Origin of the sequence: Lacticaseibacillus parahuelsenbergensis (assembly GCF_030770265.1) — a bacterium.
GTDB lineage: Bacteria > Bacillota > Bacilli > Lactobacillales > Lactobacillaceae > Lacticaseibacillus > Lacticaseibacillus casei.
This window is the reverse complement of the sequence record NZ_CP132482.1, coordinates 445,966-469,325: the sequence shown is the minus strand read 5'-3', so window position 1 is coordinate 469,325 and position 23,360 is coordinate 445,966. Positions and strand designations below refer to the sequence as shown.

General features: G+C 48.8%; 23 protein-coding genes and 1 pseudogene. 12 read left to right on the top strand and 12 right to left on the bottom strand.

The features are described 5' to 3' along the window. Positions 1-206 precede the first annotated feature (206 nt). Positions 207-362: a hypothetical protein gene (locus LACPH_RS02160; RefSeq protein ID WP_191978404.1), complete on the top strand. Its 156-nt coding sequence runs from the start codon at positions 207-209 to the stop codon at positions 360-362. Between the two features lie 312 nt (positions 363-674). Here LACPH_RS02160 and LACPH_RS02155 read toward each other — a convergent pair whose 3' ends face one another. The 4 genes and pseudogenes from LACPH_RS02155 to LACPH_RS02140 all read right to left on the bottom strand — a co-directional run bounded on the left by LACPH_RS02155 (position 675) and on the right by LACPH_RS02140 (position 5,283). Beyond that, positions 675-1,541 (bottom strand): MetQ/NlpA family ABC transporter substrate-binding protein, encoded by an 867-nt coding sequence (locus LACPH_RS02155; protein WP_274784365.1) that lies wholly within the window; start codon positions 1,539-1,541, stop codon positions 675-677. A 150-nt stretch (positions 1,542-1,691) separates the two neighbouring features. Beyond that, positions 1,692-1,874 (bottom strand): annotated as a pseudogene (locus tag LACPH_RS02150) (hypothetical protein); the annotation flags it as partial. 131 nt (positions 1,875-2,005) lie between these two features. After that, positions 2,006-4,048, bottom strand: a complete 2,043-nt coding sequence (locus LACPH_RS02145) for a CocE/NonD family hydrolase (RefSeq protein ID WP_274784364.1) — start codon at positions 4,046-4,048, stop codon at positions 2,006-2,008. Positions 4,049-4,218: 170 nt separating this feature from the next. Next, positions 4,219-5,283 (bottom strand): mandelate racemase/muconate lactonizing enzyme family protein, encoded by a 1,065-nt coding sequence (locus LACPH_RS02140; RefSeq protein WP_274784363.1) that lies wholly within the window; start codon positions 5,281-5,283, stop codon positions 4,219-4,221. A gap of 186 nt (positions 5,284-5,469) precedes the next feature. Between LACPH_RS02140 and LACPH_RS02135 the strand changes: the two genes are divergently transcribed. From LACPH_RS02135 to LACPH_RS02115, 5 genes are all read left to right on the top strand, one after another. Next, the gene (locus LACPH_RS02135; RefSeq protein WP_274784362.1) at positions 5,470-6,039 is read left to right on the top strand and encodes a GrpB family protein; all 570 of its coding nucleotides are present in this window, start codon (positions 5,470-5,472) and stop codon (positions 6,037-6,039) included. An 82-nt stretch (positions 6,040-6,121) separates the two neighbouring features. Next, a complete protein-coding gene (locus LACPH_RS02130) occupies positions 6,122-6,625 on the top strand; it encodes an isochorismatase family protein (RefSeq protein WP_274784361.1) in 504 nt (167 codons plus the stop codon). Then, complete coding sequence (locus LACPH_RS02125) at positions 6,591-7,274, top strand: SAP domain-containing protein (RefSeq protein WP_274784360.1); 684 nt, start codon at positions 6,591-6,593, stop codon at positions 7,272-7,274. The genes LACPH_RS02130 and LACPH_RS02125 overlap by 35 nt, the downstream gene beginning before the upstream one ends. Positions 7,275-7,280: 6 nt before the next feature. Then, positions 7,281-8,243 carry a zinc-binding dehydrogenase gene (locus LACPH_RS02120; RefSeq protein WP_274784359.1) on the top strand — a complete coding sequence of 321 codons (963 nt, stop codon included), beginning with the start codon at positions 7,281-7,283 and terminating at the stop codon, positions 8,241-8,243. After that, positions 8,243-8,848 carry a short chain dehydrogenase gene (locus tag LACPH_RS02115; protein WP_274784403.1) on the top strand — a complete coding sequence of 202 codons (606 nt, stop codon included), beginning with the start codon at positions 8,243-8,245 and terminating at the stop codon, positions 8,846-8,848. The genes LACPH_RS02120 and LACPH_RS02115 overlap by 1 nt, the downstream gene beginning before the upstream one ends. Before the next feature lie 88 nt (positions 8,849-8,936). Here LACPH_RS02115 and LACPH_RS02110 read toward each other — a convergent pair whose 3' ends face one another. Both LACPH_RS02110 and LACPH_RS02105 read right to left on the bottom strand, forming a co-directional pair. Then, entirely contained in the window at positions 8,937-9,221 is a 285-nt protein-coding gene (locus LACPH_RS02110) for a hypothetical protein (protein ID WP_274784358.1), read from the bottom strand. 233 nt (positions 9,222-9,454) lie between these two features. Then, positions 9,455-9,661, bottom strand: a complete 207-nt coding sequence (locus tag LACPH_RS02105; protein WP_138117806.1) for a hypothetical protein — start codon at positions 9,659-9,661, stop codon at positions 9,455-9,457. Positions 9,662-10,274: 613 nt separating this feature from the next. On the opposite strand from LACPH_RS02105, the gene LACPH_RS02100 reads away from it, so the two are divergent. Next, positions 10,275-11,984 carry an ABC transporter ATP-binding protein gene (locus LACPH_RS02100; RefSeq protein WP_274784356.1) on the top strand — a complete coding sequence of 570 codons (1,710 nt, stop codon included), beginning with the start codon at positions 10,275-10,277 and terminating at the stop codon, positions 11,982-11,984. Next, positions 11,977-13,788, top strand: a complete 1,812-nt coding sequence (locus LACPH_RS02095; RefSeq protein ID WP_274784355.1) for an ABC transporter ATP-binding protein — start codon at positions 11,977-11,979, stop codon at positions 13,786-13,788. The genes LACPH_RS02100 and LACPH_RS02095 overlap by 8 nt, the downstream gene beginning before the upstream one ends. Positions 13,789-13,910: 122 nt before the next feature. Here LACPH_RS02095 and LACPH_RS02090 read toward each other — a convergent pair whose 3' ends face one another. Continuing rightward, positions 13,911-15,503 (bottom strand): ATP-binding cassette domain-containing protein, encoded by a 1,593-nt coding sequence (locus LACPH_RS02090; RefSeq protein WP_274784354.1) that lies wholly within the window; start codon positions 15,501-15,503, stop codon positions 13,911-13,913. 127 nt (positions 15,504-15,630) lie between these two features. Here LACPH_RS02090 and LACPH_RS02085 point away from each other — a divergent pair, with 127 nt between their 5' ends. After that, positions 15,631-16,497, top strand: coding sequence for a helix-turn-helix domain-containing protein (locus LACPH_RS02085; protein WP_274784402.1), 867 nt, complete (start codon positions 15,631-15,633; stop codon positions 16,495-16,497). Between the two features lie 136 nt (positions 16,498-16,633). On the opposite strand, the gene LACPH_RS02080 is transcribed toward LACPH_RS02085, so the two are convergent. Beyond that, positions 16,634-16,957 (bottom strand): hypothetical protein, encoded by a 324-nt coding sequence (locus tag LACPH_RS02080; protein ID WP_274784353.1) that lies wholly within the window; start codon positions 16,955-16,957, stop codon positions 16,634-16,636. 197 nt (positions 16,958-17,154) lie between these two features. Between LACPH_RS02080 and LACPH_RS02075 the strand changes: the two genes are divergently transcribed. The 3 genes from LACPH_RS02075 (at position 17,155) to LACPH_RS02065 (ending at position 19,960) form a co-directional block, all read left to right on the top strand. Next, positions 17,155-17,424 carry a type II toxin-antitoxin system RelE/ParE family toxin gene (locus tag LACPH_RS02075; protein WP_274784352.1) on the top strand — a complete coding sequence of 90 codons (270 nt, stop codon included), beginning with the start codon at positions 17,155-17,157 and terminating at the stop codon, positions 17,422-17,424. 123 nt (positions 17,425-17,547) lie between these two features. Continuing rightward, the gene (locus LACPH_RS02070) at positions 17,548-18,366 is read left to right on the top strand and encodes a Cof-type HAD-IIB family hydrolase (protein WP_274784351.1); all 819 of its coding nucleotides are present in this window, start codon (positions 17,548-17,550) and stop codon (positions 18,364-18,366) included. 223 nt (positions 18,367-18,589) lie between these two features. Continuing rightward, entirely contained in the window at positions 18,590-19,960 is a 1,371-nt protein-coding gene (locus LACPH_RS02065; protein WP_217774609.1) for an FAD-dependent oxidoreductase, read from the top strand. Between the two features lie 125 nt (positions 19,961-20,085). On the opposite strand, the gene LACPH_RS02060 is transcribed toward LACPH_RS02065, so the two are convergent. From LACPH_RS02060 to LACPH_RS02045, 4 genes are all read right to left on the bottom strand, one after another. Further along, positions 20,086-20,775, bottom strand: coding sequence for an ABC transporter ATP-binding protein (locus LACPH_RS02060; RefSeq protein WP_010492914.1), 690 nt, complete (start codon positions 20,773-20,775; stop codon positions 20,086-20,088). A gap of 4 nt (positions 20,776-20,779) precedes the next feature. Then, positions 20,780-21,841, bottom strand: a complete 1,062-nt coding sequence (locus LACPH_RS02055) for an ABC transporter permease (protein WP_274784350.1) — start codon at positions 21,839-21,841, stop codon at positions 20,780-20,782. 4 nt (positions 21,842-21,845) lie between these two features. Further along, positions 21,846-22,352: a TetR/AcrR family transcriptional regulator gene (locus tag LACPH_RS02050; protein ID WP_274784349.1), complete on the bottom strand. Its 507-nt coding sequence runs from the start codon at positions 22,350-22,352 to the stop codon at positions 21,846-21,848. 233 nt (positions 22,353-22,585) lie between these two features. Next, the gene (locus LACPH_RS02045) at positions 22,586-23,350 is read right to left on the bottom strand and encodes a GH25 family lysozyme (protein ID WP_274784348.1); all 765 of its coding nucleotides are present in this window, start codon (positions 23,348-23,350) and stop codon (positions 22,586-22,588) included. Between the last annotated feature and the right edge of the window lie 10 nt (positions 23,351-23,360).

The following is a 23,360-nucleotide window of genomic DNA, read 5'->3' as shown; positions in this document are numbered from 1 at the left end:
AGCACTTTAGGTTCATTTAACCTCTGACATCTTTTCAGGCTTTTAGTTATTAAAAAACCCGCGATATGATTGGTCGCGGGTGTGACATCTGATAAGCTATGAATGAGCAGAAAAGTTAATAGGCGGTGGCGCCTCGCAATCGAAAGAAGGTGATGCCGATGGTGTAAAAACTATCGAACCACATTCCGACGAAAGGAGGTGCCGGTGTGTTTATGATTGCCGCACTTGCGACAATCACGGTTTGCATCAGCTCGTTCACTGTTTTGGTCAACGCGTTTACCCGTTTGATCAAGGCTTTGAGAAAACTGTGCTTTGCAGTTTACGAGCTAAAGCAGGCGCTCGGATTATTCCGAAAAAAATAAACATACTAAAAGCCGCGTTGACTTTGGACACCAATCGCGGCTTTTAGTTTGCGATGTAAGCCACCGTTCTTAATACGGTTCTGCTGTAACAAGGGACGCTTTGTTGAGGCAAGGCGTCTCTTTTACGTGTCCATTATAACAGATCCAGAATGACATAGGAACCTCGGAAATTGACAAGAGCGTGAACTGGCGCGGTTAGAAGTCGGAGTGTAAGTGGCCTCAGGCGTGATGACCCGATTTTGGCCATTGCGCCTGAGGTTCTTACACGCAGACTTCTGCGTCAGTGAACGCGTTTCAGCCAGGTAAACTCACTTAGTTACTTTTTTGCAGGTAGCTAATCGGCTTATCAACCTCAAGTTTCGTCCCGGAAAAAGTCTTCTTGATCCAAGTTTGAAGGGTTGGATCGTGGTAAAGTTTCACGAGTTTTTTGAACTGCTTATTGTTCTTGTTCTTGGCTGCAGTTGCAAGAATATTGACATTTGCCCGCGTCTTCTGGGTTAATTTTTCATGGAAAAGCGAATCCTTCAAAACGTTGAGCCCGCCATCCAAGGCCCGCGTATTGGAAATCAGCTCTGCGTCAACATCCGGCAGCGTCTGCACCGTGGTTTCCACCTCTTTAAATTTCAGCTGTTTGGGATTCGTCTGAATGTCTTTCACGGTACTCAGCGCATTAAAATTCGACTTCAGTGTGATCAATTTAGCGGCCGCAAGTAGTAATAGCCCACGGGTCGCATTGGCAGGATCATTTGAGATGCCAATCGTTGCGCCATTTGGAATGTCACTTAAATGTTTGTACTTTTTTGAATACAGTCCCATCGGCTCAAGATAGGTCGTCCCAAGTGCGGCCAGTTTTTGGCTCGGATTGATTTTATTGTATTGCTGAAAATAGGCATACGACTGGAATGCATTTACATCAAGTTGCCCTTCAGCAGTCGAAGCATTAATTACGTTACCATCCGTGACCTGCTTCACTTTAATCGTCAGTCCTGCCTTTTTGGCTTGCGGCGATTTAGCGATATGTTGCCAGATTTGATAATCCGAGCCACTACTGCCGAGCACGATGGGCTTGCTGCTTGAGCTGGCAGCACTGCTATCATTCGCAGCCTTACCGCAAGCGACCAGCGTCAAAAGTGACACCAAAGCAATTCCTGTGACGATTATTTTCTTCCAACGATTCATAAACACAGCCCCCTCAAATGATCAGCCACCGTGAACATGGCCGATAGCAACCTCGACAAAAATTATTTTCACGATCACCGTCTCAACACCTTGTTTTGAGTGACCTTCAAACTTGCTCCTGCTGCAAACAAAAAGTCGCCCCCTGACTACTTTTTTGTAGTCAAGGGACGACCATGCCGTGTTACCACCCTTATTCGCGATGTTATTAACACACCGCCTCCAGTACCTGTTGATACCTGGCAGGATAACGGCTGCAGCCGATCCATGGGCGTTAACCACACGAATCACTATTCGAAGCTCATCTTCGCCTTCTTGCCAATGCCCCTTTTCCACCAACCGGGTTCGCTGCATCATTTGCGCTAAGGTTACTCTTCTTCTCAAAGTGTTGATTAGTTGTTAGGAATATACGGCCTTTACTCGCAAATGTCAAATTTCTTACCAAGAGCGTGAGCTGGCGCGGTTCGTCAGTTCTTTGGCCGATCACTAACAAAACGAATCGCACTGGCATGTTCGCCACCACAGCTAATCGTCTGCGTCGCCTTCACGAAGCGGTCACTGGCAAAGCCTTCCTCGGTTCCGGGATTCGGAAAAACAAATCCGCCAGCCGAACTTTGAATGTCGACGCGCAGGCGATGGCCGGCCGGCAATTCATAGGATGTTTTCTGAGAAAGCACGGTAAAATGGGTCATCTCGCCAGGCTTGAGATATCTTGGCTCTGACAAACTGTCACGGAACTTGGCATTCATCGTGCCTTCAGCCATTTGAATGGACTGACCATCCGGCGTGACATCCAAGACCCGGAAGTCCCAGTCACAATCGACGGCGCTGGATGACGCCCAAAGATCGAGCTTCACCTGGCCAACGACACGCAGCGGGGTTGTTAGTTCCTTCGTGGTAAAACTAACCATATCCGGACGCTTTTCAACTTCCTGATAATCAGCCGGAAATTCGAATTCATTCTGGGTTACCGAGATCAACTTAGGTACGGGATTGCTTGGATCGTGAACATAGATGACCGTGCCCGCTGCTGGCGCGGACGCCGCCAAACTGCCATCTGCGCCCAGATGTAGGACCTTGACGAAGCCTGCTGGGGGAAAAGATGCTGCTGTATGCCAGCGTTCTTCGCCAACGGTATAGTATTCAACCAATGGGCCCGCAGCGACGCCATTTTCAACGCCCTTAAGAAAATGATCAAACCATTGCTGGTGAATCAGATCAATATCTGGCCGCAGTGCTTCGGCGCCCAAGTGAACCGGTCCTAAATCATACTGGGCATTACCCCCATGCAGCCACGGGCCAAGAATGATCCGGCGCTTGTCGGACGGATAGTCAGCCGTCGCCGCAATGGCTTCCGTCGAGCCGATGCCATCATCATCGTACCAACCACTTTGAATGAGCGCCGGCACTTTAATTTTGTCGCGTCTGGCGAACCAGTCCCCTCGGTTGAGGAAACTATCATAATGATTATGGCGCATAAATTGGGTCATGCCATACTGGAGATGTCCCAGAACAATCTCGGGAATCTTTTCGATCGGCCGAACCTTCATGAGTTGATCCCAATCATCGCGATCGGTTAATGTCGAATTGAAGTGGCGGCCGTCCGTCGCGATTGACCATGCCACCTGCGCCATAAAGGGAGCGCCGCGGCGGTAGTAAGTATCAGTGAACGGACCACCTGCCGTAACCATCGAAACAATGGCCTGAAGGTGCGGATTCCCACTGGCGGCCGCAGCCCACTGAACGTACCCGCCATATGAGCCGCCAGACATCCCCACCTTGCCGTTACTCCAAGGCTGGGCAGCAATCCAATCCAGCGTGTCATCGCCGTCATCCTGTTCGTGGATCATCGGCAACCATTCGCCTTCCGAATCACCGCGGCCGCGCACATCCTGCAACACCACCGCGTAGCCACGCAATACATAACGCGTGTAACTAGCCACATAAACCTCGCGACCATAAGGCGTTCGTTCCATCACGGTTGGAAAAGGTCCGGATCCGGCAGGCAAAATCACCGTTGCTGCCAACCCGACGCCATCACGCATGGGTGCCCAAGCCGTGTATGGTTGATGCGCGTGACCTGGTGTTGTGGTGTACCCCGCTTCCTGCCACTTAGCCAAAACACTATAACCCTCGTATCCCGGTTGGATCAGCACACTGGTCAGATTACGCGCACAAACCTGAAACCCGACTATCTGTCCCTCAGCCTCAATCAAATCAACCGCATACTTTGGCCCGCGATTCATCCAATGATGTTCATCGGCCCGTTGGTATTCAGCGCCCCAAGCAGTTTTAAAATGATCCGCCTTTGAAAAGTCCGCGTAGCCGCCATCTTGCCACCGCTTTAACGTTGCCTGAATATCAAGCTCGCCATATGTCTTAAAAGTAGCATTATAGTCATCGTTTAACGTTTTTCCCCGACTACCTAACCAAGAATATGTAATGGTTTGATCAGTCAATTCGAACATACCGAAATGCAAACCTGATTGATAAAATTTAAAAGTTGTCATAAAGACCTCCTAACCTAGCGTGAGCGTGAACCGGCGCGTTTAGAAACCGGAGTGTAAGCGGCTTTGGTCGTGATGGCCCGGGTCTGGCCATTGCGACCGAGGCCCTTACATGCAGGTTTCTGCGCCGGTGAACGCGTTATGGTAACCACTGTCAACAACTCAAACAGCTTCTACAGATCGCATTCGATGCCTAATCCCGGTTTGTCGCTTAGCTGATAGTTCCCTGCATCCGCCGTAAACCCACCGCGCAACCACGCTGGTTCATCAAACAGCAGAAACGAATCCAAGTCAGCGTACTGGACATTTTGGTGGGCAGCAACAAAATGCGCTGCCGCAGCAATGCCGATGCGCGTTTCCGCCATACAGCCCACCATGCACGGAATCCCAGCCGCCTCAGCCACCGCATTAATCTGCTCGGCACCAGATAACCCTGCCGACTTTTGCAATTTGATATTAATGATATCGCACGCATTTGACCGCACCGCCGCAAAGGCATCGCTGGCATTATGGACGCTTTCATCTAACATCACCAATTGGTCAATTTGCTGACACACTGCCGGCATCTGATCCAGGCGGTTAGCTGGCAATGGCTGTTCAACTGCCGAAGCGGCACCGCCAATGGCCCGCATCATCCGAATAGCTTGTTTAGGCGTCCATCCTTGGTTGGCATCCAAACGCAAATCTACCGTTGGGCCAATAGCCTGGCGAATCGCCTGCACAGCAGCAAGATCATCAGCGTCTTGAATGCCGATTTTTACCTTAAGTTCTCTGTATCCTTGATCGACCAGCCGTTTCGCTTCTTGCGCCATTTTTTCTGGCGAGTTAATCCCAATGGTATAATCACTGGTCAAAACGTTCCCAGTCCCACCCAGCAACTGATAAATCGGCAACCCGGCATCTTTTCCAATCAAGTCCCAGCAAGCCATATCAATCCCCGCTTTTGCCGCGGTATGTCCAGCAAAACAGGCATCCATTTTGGCGTGAATGGCTTCTAAGCTGCGCGGATCACCCGCACTTAACGCCTGGGATAAGGTCTTGAGCGCAACTTCCTCCGTATCGATACTTTCACCAGTCACCTGCTCAAGTGGGTTCGTTTCCCCATAGCCGATCAAGCCAGTGTCAGTGGTGATTTTGATAATCAGTGTCTCGAGTTTATAGAGTGTGGTAAATGCAACTTTGAACGGCTCATGTAAAGTGATTGGGCGGCGAAATATCTGGATCGTCTCAATTTTCATTCACAGCATCTACTTTCATTTTATTTTCATTTTACTCGTGCCATTATGAGGGTCAACATATATTCAAGCTTGTCCTGAACGACCAGAACCACATAGGCTATCAAAAGTAGAGCTTCTCACGGATCCTGAATAAGTATTATAGTTCCATTAGTGACATGCAAATCTTGAAAAAGAGAGGAAAACAAAATGACCAAACCGCTGTCTGAAATGACTTTAGAAGAGCTATGGCAACTATTTCCAATTTCGCTGACTGAACCGCAGAAACAATGGGCAACTGACTATGAACAAGAGTCAAACAGAATTCGCAAAATATTGCAGAATGTCGCCGTCGTCAGGATCAGTCATATTGGCAGCACAGCCATTAAAAACATTTGGGCTAAGTCGATCGTGGATATTTTGGTCGAGGTATCACCAAAAACTAATTTGATCAATGTTGCTGAACAGCTATCCAGAAATGGCTACATCATCATGTCTGAAGAAAAGCAAAGAATTTCTCTGAATAAAGGCTATACAGTTAACGGCTTCGCTAAATCTGTTTATCATTTACATTTAAGGTTTGCCGGCGATAACGATGAATTGTATTTCAGAGATTACCTGAACGATCATCCAGAAGTAGCCAAAAAGTACGAGACCTTAAAAATTAAATTGTGGCATCAATTCCAGCATAATCGCGATGCTTATACCAAGGCCAAAGGAAATTTTATCCAGAAATACACCAAGCTGGCCAAAACAAAATATCAAGGTCGATATGTTTAATGATCTTCTCTGAAGAAGCTTAACTTGTTCCCGTCTATTTCGAGACGTACACTGGTCACAAGACTGTACGGAGGTAATGCTTATGAATAGATCCGATTTAGCTGATATCTTGCTTGTGATCGATGTTCAAAATGGTTTAAATCAGGCGGCTCGGTTTGATGATGTGGTAAAAGATATTAATCAGCGCATTGATCAATATCGGTCAGCTCAACGTGCGCTGTTGTTTGTTCAGAATTGCGATGAGGGTCTAGTTTACGGCAGCTCTTCTTGGCAGTTTGCACCGACTCTGGCACGACAGTCTGGTGATCGCGTCTTGGGTAAGTATCATTCTGACGTCTTTTTTGAAACCGGATTAGACGTCTTACTAAAACACGCGGGTGTGCAGACTATCGAGGTTTGCGGCTTGCAGACAGAATACTGTATCGATACGGCATTCCGTGTCGGCCACGATTACGGGTATAAGATGCAGATTGTACATGGGTTACACACAACCTTTGATACGCCGACCCTGAGCGCTGCGCAAATGTTAAAACATCATGAACACATTTGGGATGGCAGCTTTGGACGGGTATTGTCAGCACAATGATTGGTTAATGGAAAGGCAAAAAGACTTGGATGATGTGAAGACTTTCTTCCAACACTATCACTACAAAACCGAATTGGTTGATATATGCCGGCAACGCCATTTGCCGACCCATGGCACCAAGGCTGAGCTGTGCGCACGATTGCTGGCGTCCATGACAGGTCAGTCAGAGTGCAAGACAGGATCGTCCCCTCAGCAACAACACGTCACTACTAAAATCACGCTTGAGACACCCTTAACAGCTTTTGCGTTTACTGAAACTGCCCGTTCGTTTTTTGCTGCTTATTTTGATGTTCAGCATTTTCACTTTACCAAAACAATGGCCATACTTAGGCGTCAAGCTCGTTCTAATCCTTCTTTGGGCTTAACTGTAGCTGACTTGATTGAGGTTTATAAAAACACACAATCCAAATCCAGTCGTGATGCTTTTCTAGCTAGGACGACGGACGAGCAAAGCTATGAATGGAACCATTTTGTCCATGACTTTTTCAAGGACCCATCAACAAAGCAGTATCAACAACGTTTGAAAGTGGCAGCCGTGTTATGGCAGATTGTGAAGCGCAGCGCTAAGCCAAAATGCTATAGTCCAGAGTTGTTGATAGCTCATCACCAAGACTTAGTGGCGTTCGAACACCATGGATTGAGAGGCTAAACTCGAATGAAAGCATTGTTCTTCAAAACGTTTGGTGACGCGAATGTGCTGCAATACGGATCGCTGCCCGACCCGCAAGTCGGCCCAGAGGATCTTTTGGTTCAAACCCACTATATTGGTTTAAACTTTGCTGATATTTATCGGCGGCGCGGAACCTATCACCTCGAACCGCACACACCATTTATCGATGGATATGAAGGGCTCGGTCAAGTTGTTGCCATTGGATCCGACGTCACGACTTTTACGCTGGGCGAGCGAATCTTATTTGTTGACGTCCCATTCGCCAATGCCTCTTTGGTCCGCGTTCCGCGCGACCACGCTATTCGTGTTCCTTCAGCAATTGATGATAAAACCGCAGCAAGCATTGGATTGCAGGGCTTGACGGCCGACTTTTTGGCGCACGACTTGGCTCGGAATCATGCAGGTGATCGCGTATTGATTCATGGCATTAGCGGTGGTGTCGGCCAATTACTGGCCCAAATGTTGATTGCCGATGGCGTCCAAGTAGCAGGCGTGACCTCTACTATGGCGAAAAGAGAGATTGCTTTGAAGCTGGGCGCATCAGCGGTTTTCCTTCGACACTCAGATTGGGCTGCCCGTGAACGTGGCCATTTTGACACAGTGTTCGACGGGGTCGGCGTCACACTTCCGCTAAGTTTTGACCTAATCCGGCATCGTGGCAGCGTTGTTTTTTATGGCATGGCAGGCGGACTCCCACCCAAAATTGACGCTGTTAACTTGTTAAATCAATCAAAAAGTCTGCTTACTGGCGACTTGTGGGATTATCTCACAAGCTTCGAAGCCCGCCAGATTCGTAGCACCAGGCTGTTTCACTATGTTTTAGACGGCGCGATTAAAGTACAGCCGCCAACTATTTTACCGTTAGCGGATGGCCGAAAAGCCCATGAATTGCTTGAATCAGGCAAAAGTACGGGCAAAATTTTATTAGAAAGCGGGTCGATTTCATGATGAAAGTGGTCGTGATTGGTGCATTCGGAACAATCGGGTCACAAGTAGCACAATTATTGCGAAAGTATGGGTATGACGTCATCACTGCTAGTCGGCATCAAGGCGATGTGAGGGTCGATATCGCTGATCTGACAAGTATTGAGGCCATGTTTAGGAAAATTGGTACTGTTGACGCAATCGTTAATGTGGCAGGCGCGGTCAAGGTGATGCCGCTCGACAAGATGACACCGGCAGATAATATGGTCGCGGTTACCAGCAAGCTTCTCGGTCAAATCAATCTTGCATTGATCGGCCAACATCATCTCAATGATAATGGCAGCATCACCTTAACCACCGGTGTCACCAAGGACGATCCGATTGCAGGTGGTGCGTCAGGCGCGATGGCAAATGGTGGCGTAGCAGCATTCGTCAAGTCCGCCGCGGTAGATCTGAAGCGCGGTTTAAGGATCAATTGTGTAAGCCCAACGATTGTAGAAGAATCTTACGAGCAACTCAAGGATTCGTATGCCGGCTTTATCCCCATCCCGGCAAAGCTTGCAGCGACAGGTTATTTGAAAAGCGTCCAGGGAAAACAAACTGGACAGGAATATCGGATTTATCGTTAACAACATCAAGCATGCACGAGTTCAAGAAACAAGGCACAACTAGAAATGACAATCCTTGCTGATGTCGGTACATTTTTTATTGTGTCTACTACTCCCGGAGTCTTCTGAGTGCTTCCTTCAATTCGTCAATGGCATCCCGCAGTTCTACGAAAGACTTGATCAAATGACGTCCGGTGATAAGCAAATAAGTGCGATCTGCTACCATCATCAGTAATATCGTCACCCCCATGATGACCATTAGTGCTAGATATGATTGCAATGTTCCGATACGGCTGCCATTACGATGAACCCGATACGTCAAAAAGACGAGAATCAAAAACAGTAATCCGGTTGAAAAAATGCCAGTGATGACCTTAAGCGTTTTGTGTTTCAACTTTCCTACCTCCGTTTGAATGTGGGTATGAGCTATGATCTATGCACTACACAAGTTACCGGAAACGGGTTCCACTGTGAATTCGAACCTGTTATAATAAATGTGTAAGCAAAGAGCGCCTTGCTCTGACAAGACGCCCCTTGTGGTACAGCAGAACCGTCAAAAGCACGGTGGCATATTACGCAACTAAAAGCCGCGATTCCTTGCCAAAGTCAACGCGGCTTTTAGTCTGCCTACTTTCCTCGGAATTTTCCGAGCGCTTGCTTCAGCTCGTAAACTGCATGACACAGTTTCTCCAAAGCCTTGATCAAACGTGTGAACACGTTGACCATGACAATGGCCGAGCCGAGGCCAGCCGTGATTGCCGCAAAGGCGTCAATCACAGACGACAAACTGGCACCCCCTTTCGTCGGAATGTGGTTCGATAGTTGTAAAACCATCGGCATCACCTTCTTTCGATTGCGAAGCGCCACCGCTTATTTAACCTTCTGCTAGTCATAGCTTATCAGATGTCACGCCCACGACCAATCATATCGTGGGTTTTTTAATTACCGTATCTTAGGATTTCTCTCAACTGTACCAAGAGTTAATCTATACCGAATACAGCGTGATCATACAGCCATTGCTTGATGTCTTGAATGCGGTCGGTCTTATTAAATCACATGAATTCATTGGTGGTGTTATCATTGCTAGCAAAAAGTCCTCCGTGTTAAAATAATTTTTGCTAGGGACACTACTAGCACTGGGTTAACAATCAAAAAAGACCGTTAGACTTCCGTGCCAGAAATCTAGTAACGGTCTTTTTGATTGCCGATGATAGCAACAACGATGCCAATATTGTGCATTTGTTTTATAGGCTCTAGAATTCCAAATCACTTGGAACTCTAGAGCCTTTATTTGCTTCCAAGTCGTTCAACGTAATCGTTCCCAATACCCTCCAAAACCACATCCGGACCCCTAGCCCCCTCATCAACCCACTTAACAAGCCAATCACATGCAACTTTTCCATTCCCGCCGTAGAATGGCTTCATAAGTAAAACGGAGGCAACTAACATGCTGAAAATCTTGTTCGACCACATGCATGGCTGGGCGCGGGTGAGCTTTTTTCTGGCGCCGATCGCCATTATGGGTGAAGCCTTGCTGGATCTGCAGCAGCCGACTTTGATGGCCAGGATCGTGGATGTCGGCTTGGCGCGCAAGGATATGACCTATGTCTGGAAGACCGCGATCCTCATGGCGATCATTGCCGTAGCGGCGTTTGCGCTCGGCGCCATTTGCAATGCTTTTTCATCATACGCGGCGCTGAAAATGGGTCAGAATCTGCGCAGCCACATGCTGGCCATTGCGTTGGCCGATCGCGATCCGCAGGCGCTGAAGCCGGAAACCTTGATCACCCGAATTACCAACGACGTGACGCAGATGCAAACCATGGTCAGCATGCTCACCCGTGGCTTGATCCGCTCGCCGATGTTACTGTTCGGCGGGATTGTCATGTCTATGATCGTATCGCCGCGACTTTCATGGATTGTCTTGATCGCCTTGCCGATTCTGGCAATTTATATCTACGTTGTCGTCCGCCGCTCCTTGCCGCTTTATACCGCGATGCAAGGGCAAGTGGACGTGATGAACCGCATCATGAGTGAAAATCTGACCGGGGCCAAAACGATTAAGGCCTATGTTCTGGAAGACCATCAACGCACTCAGTTCAACACCGAAAATCACAACCTGCAGCAAATCAGCCAGCGCGCCGTACTCGCGACGGTTACCTTGGCGCCGCTGATTATGCTGGTTTTGAACCTTGCTGTGGTCACCGCCCTGGCCTATGGTGGCAATCTTGCAATCAGTGGCAGTATGACAACTGGTGAAATCATGGCATTTGTTAATTACATGATTCAAATCACCACCGCCATGACCAACACCGTCAACCTTATCACCACCTTCTCGCGGGCCGTCACCTCCAGTGCGCGGGTCAGTGCCGTTTTGGCCGAAGAAGCCGGCACCGAAGCAACTGGGACGCTGGCTGCCCCGGCCGACAGCACGATTGCATTTAACCACGTCACCTTTGGCTTTTCCAAAAGTCGGCCGATTCTCGATGACATCAACCTCACTGTTCCCAGCGGTCAGTGGCTTGGCATTATCGGCTCGACCGGTTCCGGCAAAACCACGCTCATCGAATTGTTGACGCGGCTTTACGAGCACTATCAAGGCAGCATTACCATCGGCGGCAGCGATATTCAGCAAATCAGCTTGGCATCGTTGCATAAAAAGATCACTGTTGCCTTGCAAAATTCGTTGCTTTTCTCCGGAACTGTCGAACGCAATCTGGACTATGGCGCCCCGCAAGCCACACCCGCACAACTAGCCTCGGGCGTCGCCATCGCGAGCGCCACAGAATTCATCGGGACGGATTACACCGCACCAGTCGAAGAAGCCGGCAAGAACTTTTCCGGCGGCCAACGCCAACGCCTGAATCTAGCCCGCGCGATCATCCCCGACCCGGATATTCTGGTCATGGACGACGCTACCAGTGCGGTCGATCAGGAAACTAACACGGCCATTCAGGACGCGTTAGTCAAAAATCGCCGCAACCGTTCGACCATTATCATTTCCCAACGTGTGCCGAACATCATGGACTGTGACCAGATCATCGTCATGCAAAACGGTCGCATCACCGCCCGCGGCACCCACGACGAGCTCGTCAAAAGTTCGCCATTTTACGCGCAACTTGTTCAAACCCAGTTAGGTGGTGAGTACCTTGATTAATATCGGAGGACGGCGCGGCCCGCGCAACCTGCATCCGGAAAAAGTAACTTTAGTGAACTGGAAACAAACCGTGCGCCGAATTTGGGGCTACCTCAATGCGGATCGCAGTAAATTACTCATTGTTTTTGGCTTAACACTCTTCACAACCCTAGCCACTATCATCGGCAACCGCGTCAACGGCATTGTGGTCGACCAATTTATCACCAAAGGCCGACTGCGCGAACTGTTGATCGTTAGCGGCTTGTTGGCAGGCATGTATTTTCTAAGCAGCGTCTTCACGTATTTTCAGACCAGCATCACCACCAAGGTCGCACAACGCACCAGCGCCGCCATTCGCCATGATTTGTTTGCTAAAATGCAACGCCTCCCGATGCGCTATTTTGACACCCATGACAATGGCGATATTATGAGTCGATTGACCAATGATGTCGATAACATCAACACGGCGCTGATGCAGACGTTTGTGCAGCTGTACACCGGGATTATCAGCGTCATCGGAATGGGCATTGCGATGCTGCTGCTGAGTCCTTTGTTGACGGGCATTGTTGTTCTGGCCTCGGTTGCGACCTTCTTTTATTCGCGGGCAGCTGCGCGAATTACCCAGCGGGCGTTTACCGTGCAACAGGAAGCGCTCGGCAGTCTCAACACGCAAATCGAAGAAAATGTGGCCGGTAAGCAGCTGGTGCAACTTTTCGATCACCAGCAAGATACGCTTGATCGCTTCAATGAAACCAATGCCCGCTACACGGCCGCGGCGTATCGGGCACAGCTTTTCTCCGGCGTTATCGGCCCGTTCAACAACATGACCAATAACTTCGCCTACCTGCTGATCACGTTTGCCGGCGCGCTTGCGATTCTGCATGGCGGCACAAGCATCACGGTCGGCGTCATCTTCACTTTTCTCATTTATCTGCGCAATTTCACGGGCCCCATCAACAACATCCTCAACTTGATTAACACCCTGCAACTGTCGCTTGCCTCCGCCGAGCGAGTCTTCCAGGTCGTGGATGCCGAGCCGGAAAAAGACTTGCCAAATGCACTGACGCTGACCCACACAGCTGGCAATGTCCAGTTTGATCACGTTTCGTTTGCCTATGATGGTAAAACCGAGGTTCTTCACGACATCAGTTTCACTGCGCACCAAGGCGAAGTGGTCGCCATCGTCGGGCCAACAGGGGCGGGCAAAACCACGATCATGAACCTGCTCACGAATCTCTATCCACTCACCAGCGGCAGCATCACCCTCGACGGCCACAACGTCACCGACCTCACTCGCGCGAGCCTGCGTCGCCTGGTGACCGTTGTACAGCAGGAATCGTTTCTTTTCACCGCCACCATCCGCGAAAACATTCGGATGGGCCGGCCTGAAGCCACCGACGCGGAAGTCGAAACCGCTGCTCAAGCTGCCAACGCTGACACATTTATTCGGCAACTACCAGACGGCTACAACACCATGCTCAGCGAAAACGCCAGCCGCCTGTCACAAGGCCAGCGCCAACTCCTCAGCATCGCCCGTGCCTTTGTGGCCCAAGCGCCGGTTCTGGTTCTCGATGAAGCCACCGCCTCCATCGACTCCAACACCGAAACCGACGTCCAGCGCGCCATGAACCGCCTCATGCAGCAGCGCACCAGCTTCGTCATCGCCCACCGCCTCTCCACCATTCGCCACGCCAGCAAAATCCTCGTCATCGACCAAGGCCGGCTTATTGAATCTGGCACGCATGAGCAGTTACTGGCCGCTGGTGGCTTTTACGCGAAACTGTACAACAGTCCGCTGGCGGATATGGATAAGTTGAAGCGGTGAGAAGTTAGTTTCATTCCACTCAAAGTGGCTTTTTGATCTTGGGAGGACTAGGGATTTCCTTAGCCTCCTTTTATTTTGCCTGCTTACTGTCCCCTAAAAGATAAAAGTCTATCAGTATCCTTCTATGCGCCTAAATCAATTACTTGATCGTACGCACCCCTTAGCTCATGATCGAGATGGTGACTCACTTCAATCAGTGTCATATCAGGGTCCTTCAAGAATTCCTCAGTGACGAGCTTAGCTGTTTTAGCATCTAACGCAGACGTCCCTTCATCAACAAATGCAATTGGTTTTGGTGCATAGAAGAATCTCGCCAAAGCCAGACGTTGCTTCTGACCACTTGATAAATTCTGACCATTTTCTTGAATGATCTGGCCCGGGAACTTAACAAAATCGACTTTTGCCTTTGAAAAAGCTTCTTGTAAACGGTGCTTAGACTGCGACTGGTTTTCCCACAGCGATGTATTGTTTGCCACTGAATCATTAAATAAATAAACGTTTTGATCAACGTACTGCGAAACCTTAGTTAGCTCCGCCATGCTCATTGTTCGCAAGTCCTTGTTGTCGATATAAACATGTCCCGTATAATCGGTAATCTGTCCGTCCAGAATTTTCAGCAAGGTACTTTTGCCCACACCACTGCGGCCAATAATCGCATACTTGCCACCGCGCTCGAACGTGAGATTCAAATGGTTGAGAATCTTTTTCCCGCCAATCGCGTAGCTAAGATCAACAACCCTTAGAGCATGGCGAAAGACAGGTGCTTGTGTATTTTTGTTAGATGGTAACGCCTTTGAAACGCCGGCGCTAACCTTGTCAAATAAGGGATAAGTCGCCTTAATTTGCACGGTGTCATTGCTTAGGCTCGACAGTGAGTTAAAAATGCTGGCGGCAATACTGCCGGTTGAACTAATAGCCCCAAGCGGAATGGCGCCAAGAATCGCAAGTATGCTGGTCATGATATCGACCATCACCTGACAGAAAATACTCAACGCTGCGATCAAATTCGAAACACGCGCGTTGGTTTTCGTATAAGTCACCCTGACTGCGGCGTACTTTTTTGCGGCAGACTTAATTAAATCATGAAGCTTGCCTAGTTTATTAGCGTTAAACAAAACATCGAAGCCATTAAGCACGTTGGTGACTTGATTTGAAAAGGCTGCGTTACCCTCCGACATTGTTTTAGTTGCTGAGGTCATAGGCCGACTTAGCCGTGAAGGCACTCTAAGCATCAACACCGATAAAAGAAGGATCGCCGGGATAAATAGCAGGTGATACGCAGCCAACGCAATTGTTGAAAAAACAACGGTTGTGCCATCGGAAAGCAGCGTGAAGAACTTCTTAATCGCATTACTTTCAATATTGCCCACATCATTGACATATTCGGAAAGATACTCGCCGGTTGTTTTGTTGTGGTACTGCGCGTATGAGCTGCCAACAATTTTCCTCGAGATGGTGTCCCGGATGTCCACCATAATCCGCTGAGTCAATTTCTCTTGAAAAACCACCTGAAAATAATTGCTGATCAGAAAGGCTCCCCAAACCGAGAAATTAATCGCCGACCACACCAACAAAGCGCGCATATCCCTAGAAAAAATTGCGTTCGTTGTGAAAGTCAAAAGAACCGACGTCCCAGTGTATAGAAGAACGTTCACCACAATCCAAATAATGTTGATACCTGTGCGTCCACGTTCGTGTTTTAAATAACTTTTCATGTTAGTTCCTCTTTTCATATGCTTCAACGTATCTGCATCTTCTATCGTTTATTGATACTTCACACGATAGCCGCTAAAATGACTGATAACCGAAACGTTTAAAATATGAAACAGGGAGCGGTTCATCATCGAAAACTTTGGGGCAACATTTAAATACTTACGAGAATCGCGCGGTATCACCCTTAGCTCTTTGGCCGATGACGTTGTGTCCAAAGGCATGATCTCAAAATTCGAAAACGGGACATCCGATCTATCAACGAAACGATTTTTCCATCTGCTTAAAAAGCTTTATATCACGCCATTCGAATTCACGGTCGTCATGAATCACTTTGAGCCTTTATACGACAACAAGTTCGCGACAAATTTAACGCAATCTGCGCTAAACAATGACTTTGCGGGCCTTAAGCGCTTGGCAGATAGTGAATATGCGCGTTGGCAAAACTCGCATTCAATTTTTGACCAACTGAACTGGATCATGGCCGAATGCGTTCGCGCAGAGGCAGAAAAGAAACCCTTGTCTGATAAAGTCCACTTAAATGTGCTCACCAACTACTTATTTCAGTGTGAAGATTGGGGCAACTTTGAATTGGTTCTCTACGGCAATACCATGACTCAACTGCCGATCGAAACTATCACGGTCTTTTCGCAAACTCTGTTAGATAAATGTTCCATCTACATTGGCCTCACCAGCGTTTACGAGACCTGCATCAATGTGTTGCTAAATACCGTTGCGTTACTCATCCGCCATGAGAAAACCCAGCATGCTCTAAAAACGTTGGCAATTCTTGAACAAAAGAAGCTGCCAGAATCCTTTCTACTAGAACGGGTGTTGCTAAACTACTACAAGGGAATATTACTGACTCAAACGGGCCGACGAGCAGAAGGTGATCAATTGATTGATAGCTCTCTTGAGGCTTTAAAAGCGGGCGACTGCGTGGAATTTGTTAACTCGTTAAAAAAAGATCTGGCTGAGCTTGGTCTGTATCATATTTGAAACGAAAAACTATTTCTGTCTAAATATCTTGAGATCTTAACATTCCTTGAAACACACAAGCGGCACCACCTCATGAATGGACATGAAGCGGCGCCGCCTTTTTCTGTGTGTATAAATGCTTCTAAATATCTCGCGATTACAGGGGACCACTGATGCCTGGAAAGCTAATGAAGAACTTCTTAGCAATCTCCTGTGCCGCTTCCTCCATATCAAAAAGTGCATCGCGTTGCTCAGCCGTGATCTGATAATGATGATCTAACATTTGGTCCCTAATAAAAATGCTGACCGGATGCACTTCGGGTTCAATGTTGGCTCCTTGTATCCTTTTCTTGGCCAACCGATCAACAACCTGCTTAATCTTAACAACAATTTCTTGGGATATCTCGTCCGCTTGCGGCTCAAAAAGGTGTTGAAGCTTCAGCATCTTTGCGATGAGCGCTTGTTTTTCGTCAACTGCCATAAAGCATCACCCTCTCACCTAGAGCTTGTTTTGAACTTAAATTTTGAAAATCACATCAGTAAAGAAAACGGTTACATCTCATTTTGATGACCTCATCTTAGTCGAGGGCGATGCATTTTGCAAATAAATTTTCTTACGAGGTTTTCCCTTCATCCCCTTAGCGTTACGCTTAAGAAAACGAAGGAGCCTTCTCACAAATGCCCACACGCCAGATCATCGAACAATCGCGCTTCAAAAAACATCTCAAGCACCTTCTCCAGGCCGAGCGATTTACACAAGCGGACTATCAACAAGTATTGGACTACTTGCTTTCAGGCCAACCACTGCCGGAAAAGTATGACGATCATGTTATTAAGAAACGCAAAACCGATCGTGCGTTGTTTATTAAGGGTAACTGGTTGTTAATCTATCGGCTTGAGGATGACACCATCCGTCTGCTGGACGTTGGTCGGCATGGGGAGGTTTAGAATTCTGACTTATCGAAAGCCTTGTCGATGGACATCATGCAATTTTGGCGTTGCCGCCCCTTTTCCACATTGTTGCCGCCCGCTTTCCATGCTAAGCTGACTTCAAGAAGGGATGTGACTGCCATGTTTCGCTTGATCGCAGTCGATTTGGATGACACACTACTCGACTCGCACAAGCAGTTGTCGTCTGCCACCATCCGTGGGTTGAAGGCAGCGCAGGCTAAGGGAATTAAAATCGTTCCGTGCACCGGGCGGCCGTTGCCAGGCGTTCGAACCACGTTGGATGCTTTGGGGCTGCATGGAGACGATCAGTATGTCATTGTTCAAGGTGGCGGGGTAGTACAGAGTACCACCGGCAAAATTATTGCCCAGAAGTTTCTGAATCATCAGGATTATCAGGATTTTTCGACTTTTGCGACGCATGTTTCGGCGGCCGGGATCGATAGCAACGTGATCACTCCTGCTGGCGATGTGTATACGGCTGATCGTAATATCAGCAAGTATACGGTTTTGCAGGCGTGGGAGAACCACGCCGGGATTAAGGTGCGTGAGCCTCAGGAAATGCCGAATGATTTTGTGATTGCTAAGGGCTTGTTGCTGGGTGAACCGGAAAATCTCGCTAAAATCCAACCGCAAGCTGAGGCGGAGTTTGGCAATCGTTTTACCGTCATCCGCAGTATGCCGTTCATGTTGGAAATCATGCCCCGCGGCGTCAACAAAGGCTGGGGGCTAGCACAGCTGACCCAGCATCTGGGCTTGCATCCAGCAGACGTGATCGCTTTTGGCGACGAACATAATGATTTGGATATGTTTGATTTTGCCGGCACCAGCGTTGCAGTCGCCAATGGTCAGGATGTTGTCAAAGACCAAGCTGATTACGTCACCGCCAGCAATGACGAAGATGGCGTGGTCCAAGCATTGAAGCATTTCAAAATCATTTAAGTTTTACTCGGTTAACTAAATCATCGTGGAAAAGTGCTGTAGACAAGGCAGATAACTGCCCTTTGCAGTACTTTTTTGGTACACTCGGTTTAGGTAAAGCTAAAATAAAATTGTGCGATAATTAATTGCAGTCAGCCATTGACGTTAGATTGTAACTATTCTAATATAGAGATGGAATCGCGAGACTGAATGCGGTTACTACATAACCAAGGAGGAATTTATTGTGGACAAACCAAAGATTATTGTTGTTGGAGCATCACATGGTGGTCACCAAAGCGTTTTGGAATTATTGCATCGGTATCCGGATGCTGATATTACCATGTTTGAAGCGGGTGACTTTGTTTCCTTTATGTCATGTGGGATGGAACTTTTCCTGGAAGACCAGGTGACGGACGTCAATGACGTGCGGAACTTCCGCCCGGATGATTTGATCAAGCGCGGCGCCCATGTCCTTAACAATCATGAGGTCACGGCGATCAACGCTGATGTCAAAACGGTGACCGTCCGCGACACGAAGAATGGCACGGCACAGGACTATCCTTACGATAAATTGATTCTGAGTTCCGGCGTGCGGCCGAATTCATTGCCGGTACCTGGTAACGACTTGAAAAATATTTTCCTGATGCGCGGTTACGACTGGGCAACCAAAATTAAAGCAAAGCTGGAAGATCCGGCAGTTAAACATATTACGATTATCGGTGCCGGTTACATCGGTATTGAAGCGGCCGAAGCCAGCCGAAAAGCGGGCAAAGAAGTCACACTACTGGATATCATTGATCGGCCATTGGGCACTTATCTCGATCCTGATATGACCGACATTATCGCCAAGGAACTTACCGATAAAGGCGTTGAGCTTAAACTCGGCGTCAAAATCGAAAGCTTCGCCGGTGACGGTGCCGTTAGTGCTGTGAAGACCGACGCGGGCGATGTTGCGACGGATCTGGTCATTCAAGCTGCTGGGGTTAAGCCGGCAACGGAATGGCTGAAAGGTACTGTTGACCTTGACGACCGCGGCTTCATTAACACGGATCCATATCTGCGCACCAACCTGCCTGATGTTTACGCTATCGGCGACGCAACGCTGGTTTACGGAGTTGCCGCTCAGCAAAAGGTGCCGATTGCACTGGCAACCGTTGCCCGGCGTGAAGCACGCTATCTGGCGGCCAACATTTTTGCAGAGCATCCGGCGCGTCCATTTGGCGGCGTAGTTGGTTCCAGCGCATTGAGCGTTTTTGATTATCATTTTGCGGCTACCGGTCTGAACACCTTCACGGCCGGCCGCTCCGGGGTTAAGGTTGACACCTCGTTCTATACCGATACCTTGCGCCCGGCGTATGTACCGGAAGGCAATGGTAATCCACCGGTTTGCGTCAATCTTGTCTTTGATCCGCAAACTCATCGACTGCTCGGCGGCGCTGTTTTATCAACGTACGATGTCACGGCACAAGGCAATGTCTTGGCGCTCGCCGTTCAACACGGTCTGAGTCTGGAAGATTTAGCCGAAGCCGACTTTTTCTTCCAACCTGGTTTCGACCGACAATGGAGCCTGCTAAACCTAGCTGCGCAACATGCATTAGGTGAACCACGCTTTTAATCGACTATTGTTTATTTGACAAAAGGCATTTGGGCTAGTGCCTTTCATCAGCCATGCAAAAAGGACCAAGCACTTTTCAAATTGTGCTTGGCCCTTTTTCGTATGATCAATGTGCCGCCACAAACTTACGCAGCATACTTCGGCGCGCCTTCTTTTAATTGGCCATCGAGCAGTGTGAACTTTCGATCTGCAAACTGTTCCAGCCGGACATCGTGGGTGACCACGACGATAGCCTTGTTGTGTTTGTGGGCGAGGTCGGCTAACAGCTGGCCGACAATGGCAACTCGTGGGCTATCCAAAGCCGCGGTCGGTTCATCGGCGAGCACGATCGCTGGGTCCGGATAAAGCGCCCGGGCAATGGCAACCCGTTGCGTTTGGCCGCCTGACAATGATGCCGGATATTGGTTCACCAAGTTGGCGATTCCTAAATCGTCTAATAGTGCTTCCAAGGCCTCATGACTGAGATTGCCTTTTGGCTTGATCTTATCGACCAGTTTAAACTGTTCGCCGACCGTCAGATATGGCACTAAGTTGTAGGACTGAAGCACAAAGCCGATGTTATCTAGACGTAGGGCATCGCGCGCCTTGCCGGACAATTGTTCAAGATTCTTCCCGGCAGTCGTGACCACCCCTTCAGTCGGCGTCTGAATACCGCCGGCGATGGTCAAAAATGTACTTTTACCTGAGCCGGACGGACCTAATACCAATGATAGGCTGCCAGAATCAGCGCTAAAATTGACATCCTTGAGCACCTCGACGTTGCTTGTCGGGGTCTTGAAATTTTTAATAATGTGTTTTAATTCGATTGCTGACATAAGATCAACCTCCAATGGCGGTAACAGGATCGACTTTTAAGATGGTGCGGATGGGAATGATCGAGCCGAGAAAACCGGTGAGCAGAATACCGATGACGATGGCGACATTAAGTTGAGGCGAGAAGATCATCGGGACCCCCATTGGCATGAACTGCGCCGTGATGGCCGTCAACGCGCCACCTAAAGCCAGACCTAATGTGACCAAAATCAAAGCTTGCGCAATGGTCGTGATGACCAACGTCCGGGACGGCACACCTTGCGCCCGCAATACCGCGTAGTTTGGCAGTTTTTGCATCGTCAAAATGTAGAGGAACACGGCGATGACAATCAGTGAAATCACAAACAGAAAGCCGATCATAAAGGTAAAGGTACTATTTTGGGCCGAATAACCGGGCAGTTTCTGGATAAAAGTATTCGCCGAGTAAGTCTTCAGGTCGCTTGTGTTGACTTGGAAATTGTTCGACTTGGAAACAATGCCGCTAGCCGTGAAGGTATTCGGCAGATTATGCAAGGTGCGCCAAGCGTTCATGGTGCCGTAAACAACCGGGGCAACGCTCATTTTGGCATTCTCGGTAAAGCCGACAATCGTATAACGCTTGCCTTTCGTGCTCAGCTTAACCTTGTCGCCAAGCGCATAGTCTTTATCTTTGAACTCCGTATCCACCACAATTTGATGGTCGCCCTTAGCTCGATGGCCGCTGACCAGTTTCATATCCTTGCCAATATACTGATCCCAGTCAAGCCCGATCATGGTCGAGCGGATTTCGTCATGCTTGCTGCTGGTCGCGACTACGCCGATTGTTCCGACGTAAGCTTGCGACTTGCCCAAGTTGAGATCCTTGGTTTGTTGAGACGTCAACAACGATTGGCTTAGATTGATGTCCGAATCTTTCGCCAACACCACCCGCGACGTGTCCCACGAGTTAATCGCCTGCGTGTTCTGTTGCGACAACCCGTTGGCCAGTGCGCTCAGAATGAACACTAGGTAGGTGACCAACAGCATCATCGCGACGATCAGACCGTAGCGTAATTTTTCATGCCAGATTTCTTTTAATGAGAGATACATTGACTCACGACTCCTTCACGTGCAGCTGTATAAGAGCTGCTTTCAAGTTTTTTAAAATTAAGTCCGCCTGCTCCGGATTGGCTAGCGCTTGCGAAATCGCGCTGTGGCACAATGTTGTGACCGCCCACTCGATCGCATTGGCAGCAATCGGCGGTTCGCCAACGGACACCATGCCGCTATTCTTGGTAAAATGCAGCCGGATAAAATCGCGATCCTGACTTTCATCGGCTTCTTGTAAAAAAGCGACCGTGGCGGCATAAGGATCACGCCGCATTTCCGGCCCGGCGATCCCCGTGTGCAAGCGGCCGATCACTTCTTTAAAAGCGTATTGATACGCATCTTTTAAATCGCTGAAGTACTTATAAAACGCGCCACGAGCGATGTCGGCCTGCTTGACGATCCGCGCGACTTGCGCCTGCGCCAATGGATACTTGGAAAATTCAGTTACCAGCGCAGCTAAAATGCGTTGTTGTTTATTTTCATCTAAATGTTCAAACGTTGATAAAACCATCGTTATCCTCCTTGGTGACACCGTGTCACTGCTTAACATCCTGTAGTCTACACGGAAGGTGACACCGTGTCAACACTTTGAGAAAAGATTTTTTCATGAATGTTTTCAGCACCCCGATTCAGTCTACAAAAGCTTGCAGTTAAGGCATTCTGTCCACGCTAGTTTACGCCAAACAAAAACAATCATTGTTTAGCTATGTACGCCAAATCAACGATTGTTCTTTTCGTCCGTAACTAATTCAACCGCAACTGATCGCCGGGATGAATCACACTGTAGATGGTTTTGCCATTCAAGGCGGCTAGGTTGTCCATGTTCAGGCCGTATCGATGCGCGATTGCCCACCAGCTTTCGCCCGCCTGCACGGTGTGGTAACGAACGGTGGGCACGCGGGCCACGCCGCCGTTGAGTTGGCCTGAAAGCCTGGTCGTGTAGTGGCCAAAGAAATCATAACTCATGTCGACGCCTAGCCCATGAAAATTGTTCGTGAACTGCCACGTGCCCACATTGTCGATCCCCGGCTGATCAACGCCATAACTCGCGATCCATAAATTCTTGGGAATCAACGCCACCCGATCAAAGCGGCCCGTTTTCATCCAATTAGCCATCGTATATAGATCCGTGTGCGGATACCCCAGCGACTTGACCGTTTGAATGAACACATTCGTCAAGCCGGTCAGGTCACCGGTTAATTCCGGTGCTTCCACATCTGCCGCCATCACACTCTGCGTCGATACTCCAAGCGCCCGCGCCGCCAAACCGAAAAACCGGCCTTCCGCAACCGCCTCGGCACTGTTACGATAATGCGCATAATGATACGCATGCACCTGCATCCCCACCTTGCGCCCCGCCGCTAATTGGGCGGCCGCCTTCGGATTCTGGTAAGTCGTGCCTTCTGTCAGCTTCACCACCACCGCCTTGACGCCAAAATCGGCCAACTTACGAAACCAACTCTCCGAATCCGGCTGCCAACTGCTGACATCTGCCATTAAAATCGCCATCTTTTCCCTC

Excerpts from the sequence above, each read along its gene's own strand:
- LACPH_RS02155 (WP_274784365.1), bottom strand. The coding sequence starts at position 1,541 with ATGAATCGTTGGAAGAAAATAATCGTCACAGGAATTGCTTTGGTGTCA.
- LACPH_RS02090 (WP_274784354.1), bottom strand. The coding sequence starts at position 15,503 with ATGAAAAGTTATTTAAAACACGAACGTGGACGCACAGGTATCAACATT.
- LACPH_RS02115 (WP_274784403.1), top strand. The coding sequence starts at position 8,243 with ATGAAAGTGGTCGTGATTGGTGCATTCGGAACAATCGGGTCACAAGTA.
- LACPH_RS02145 (WP_274784364.1), bottom strand. The coding sequence starts at position 4,048 with ATGACAACTTTTAAATTTTATCAATCAGGTTTGCATTTCGGTATGTTC.
- LACPH_RS02045 (WP_274784348.1), bottom strand. The coding sequence starts at position 23,350 with ATGGCGATTTTAATGGCAGATGTCAGCAGTTGGCAGCCGGATTCGGAG.
- LACPH_RS02130 (WP_274784361.1), top strand. The coding sequence starts at position 6,122 with ATGAATAGATCCGATTTAGCTGATATCTTGCTTGTGATCGATGTTCAA.
- LACPH_RS02060 (WP_010492914.1), bottom strand. The coding sequence starts at position 20,775 with ATGTCAGCAATCGAATTAAAACACATTATTAAAAATTTCAAGACCCCG.
- LACPH_RS02050 (WP_274784349.1), bottom strand. The coding sequence starts at position 22,352 with ATGGTTTTATCAACGTTTGAACATTTAGATGAAAATAAACAACAACGC.
- LACPH_RS02135 (WP_274784362.1), top strand. The coding sequence starts at position 5,470 with ATGACCAAACCGCTGTCTGAAATGACTTTAGAAGAGCTATGGCAACTA.
- LACPH_RS02125 (WP_274784360.1), top strand. The coding sequence starts at position 6,591 with ATGGCAGCTTTGGACGGGTATTGTCAGCACAATGATTGGTTAATGGAA.
- LACPH_RS02100 (WP_274784356.1), top strand. The coding sequence starts at position 10,275 with ATGCTGAAAATCTTGTTCGACCACATGCATGGCTGGGCGCGGGTGAGC.
- LACPH_RS02055 (WP_274784350.1), bottom strand. The coding sequence starts at position 21,841 with ATGTATCTCTCATTAAAAGAAATCTGGCATGAAAAATTACGCTACGGT.
- LACPH_RS02080 (WP_274784353.1), bottom strand. The coding sequence starts at position 16,957 with ATGGCAGTTGACGAAAAACAAGCGCTCATCGCAAAGATGCTGAAGCTT.
- LACPH_RS02105 (WP_138117806.1), bottom strand. The coding sequence starts at position 9,661 with ATGGTTTTACAACTATCGAACCACATTCCGACGAAAGGGGGTGCCAGT.
- LACPH_RS02140 (WP_274784363.1), bottom strand. The coding sequence starts at position 5,283 with ATGAAAATTGAGACGATCCAGATATTTCGCCGCCCAATCACTTTACAT.
- LACPH_RS02075 (WP_274784352.1), top strand. The coding sequence starts at position 17,155 with ATGCCCACACGCCAGATCATCGAACAATCGCGCTTCAAAAAACATCTC.
- LACPH_RS02070 (WP_274784351.1), top strand. The coding sequence starts at position 17,548 with ATGTTTCGCTTGATCGCAGTCGATTTGGATGACACACTACTCGACTCG.
- LACPH_RS02120 (WP_274784359.1), top strand. The coding sequence starts at position 7,281 with ATGAAAGCATTGTTCTTCAAAACGTTTGGTGACGCGAATGTGCTGCAA.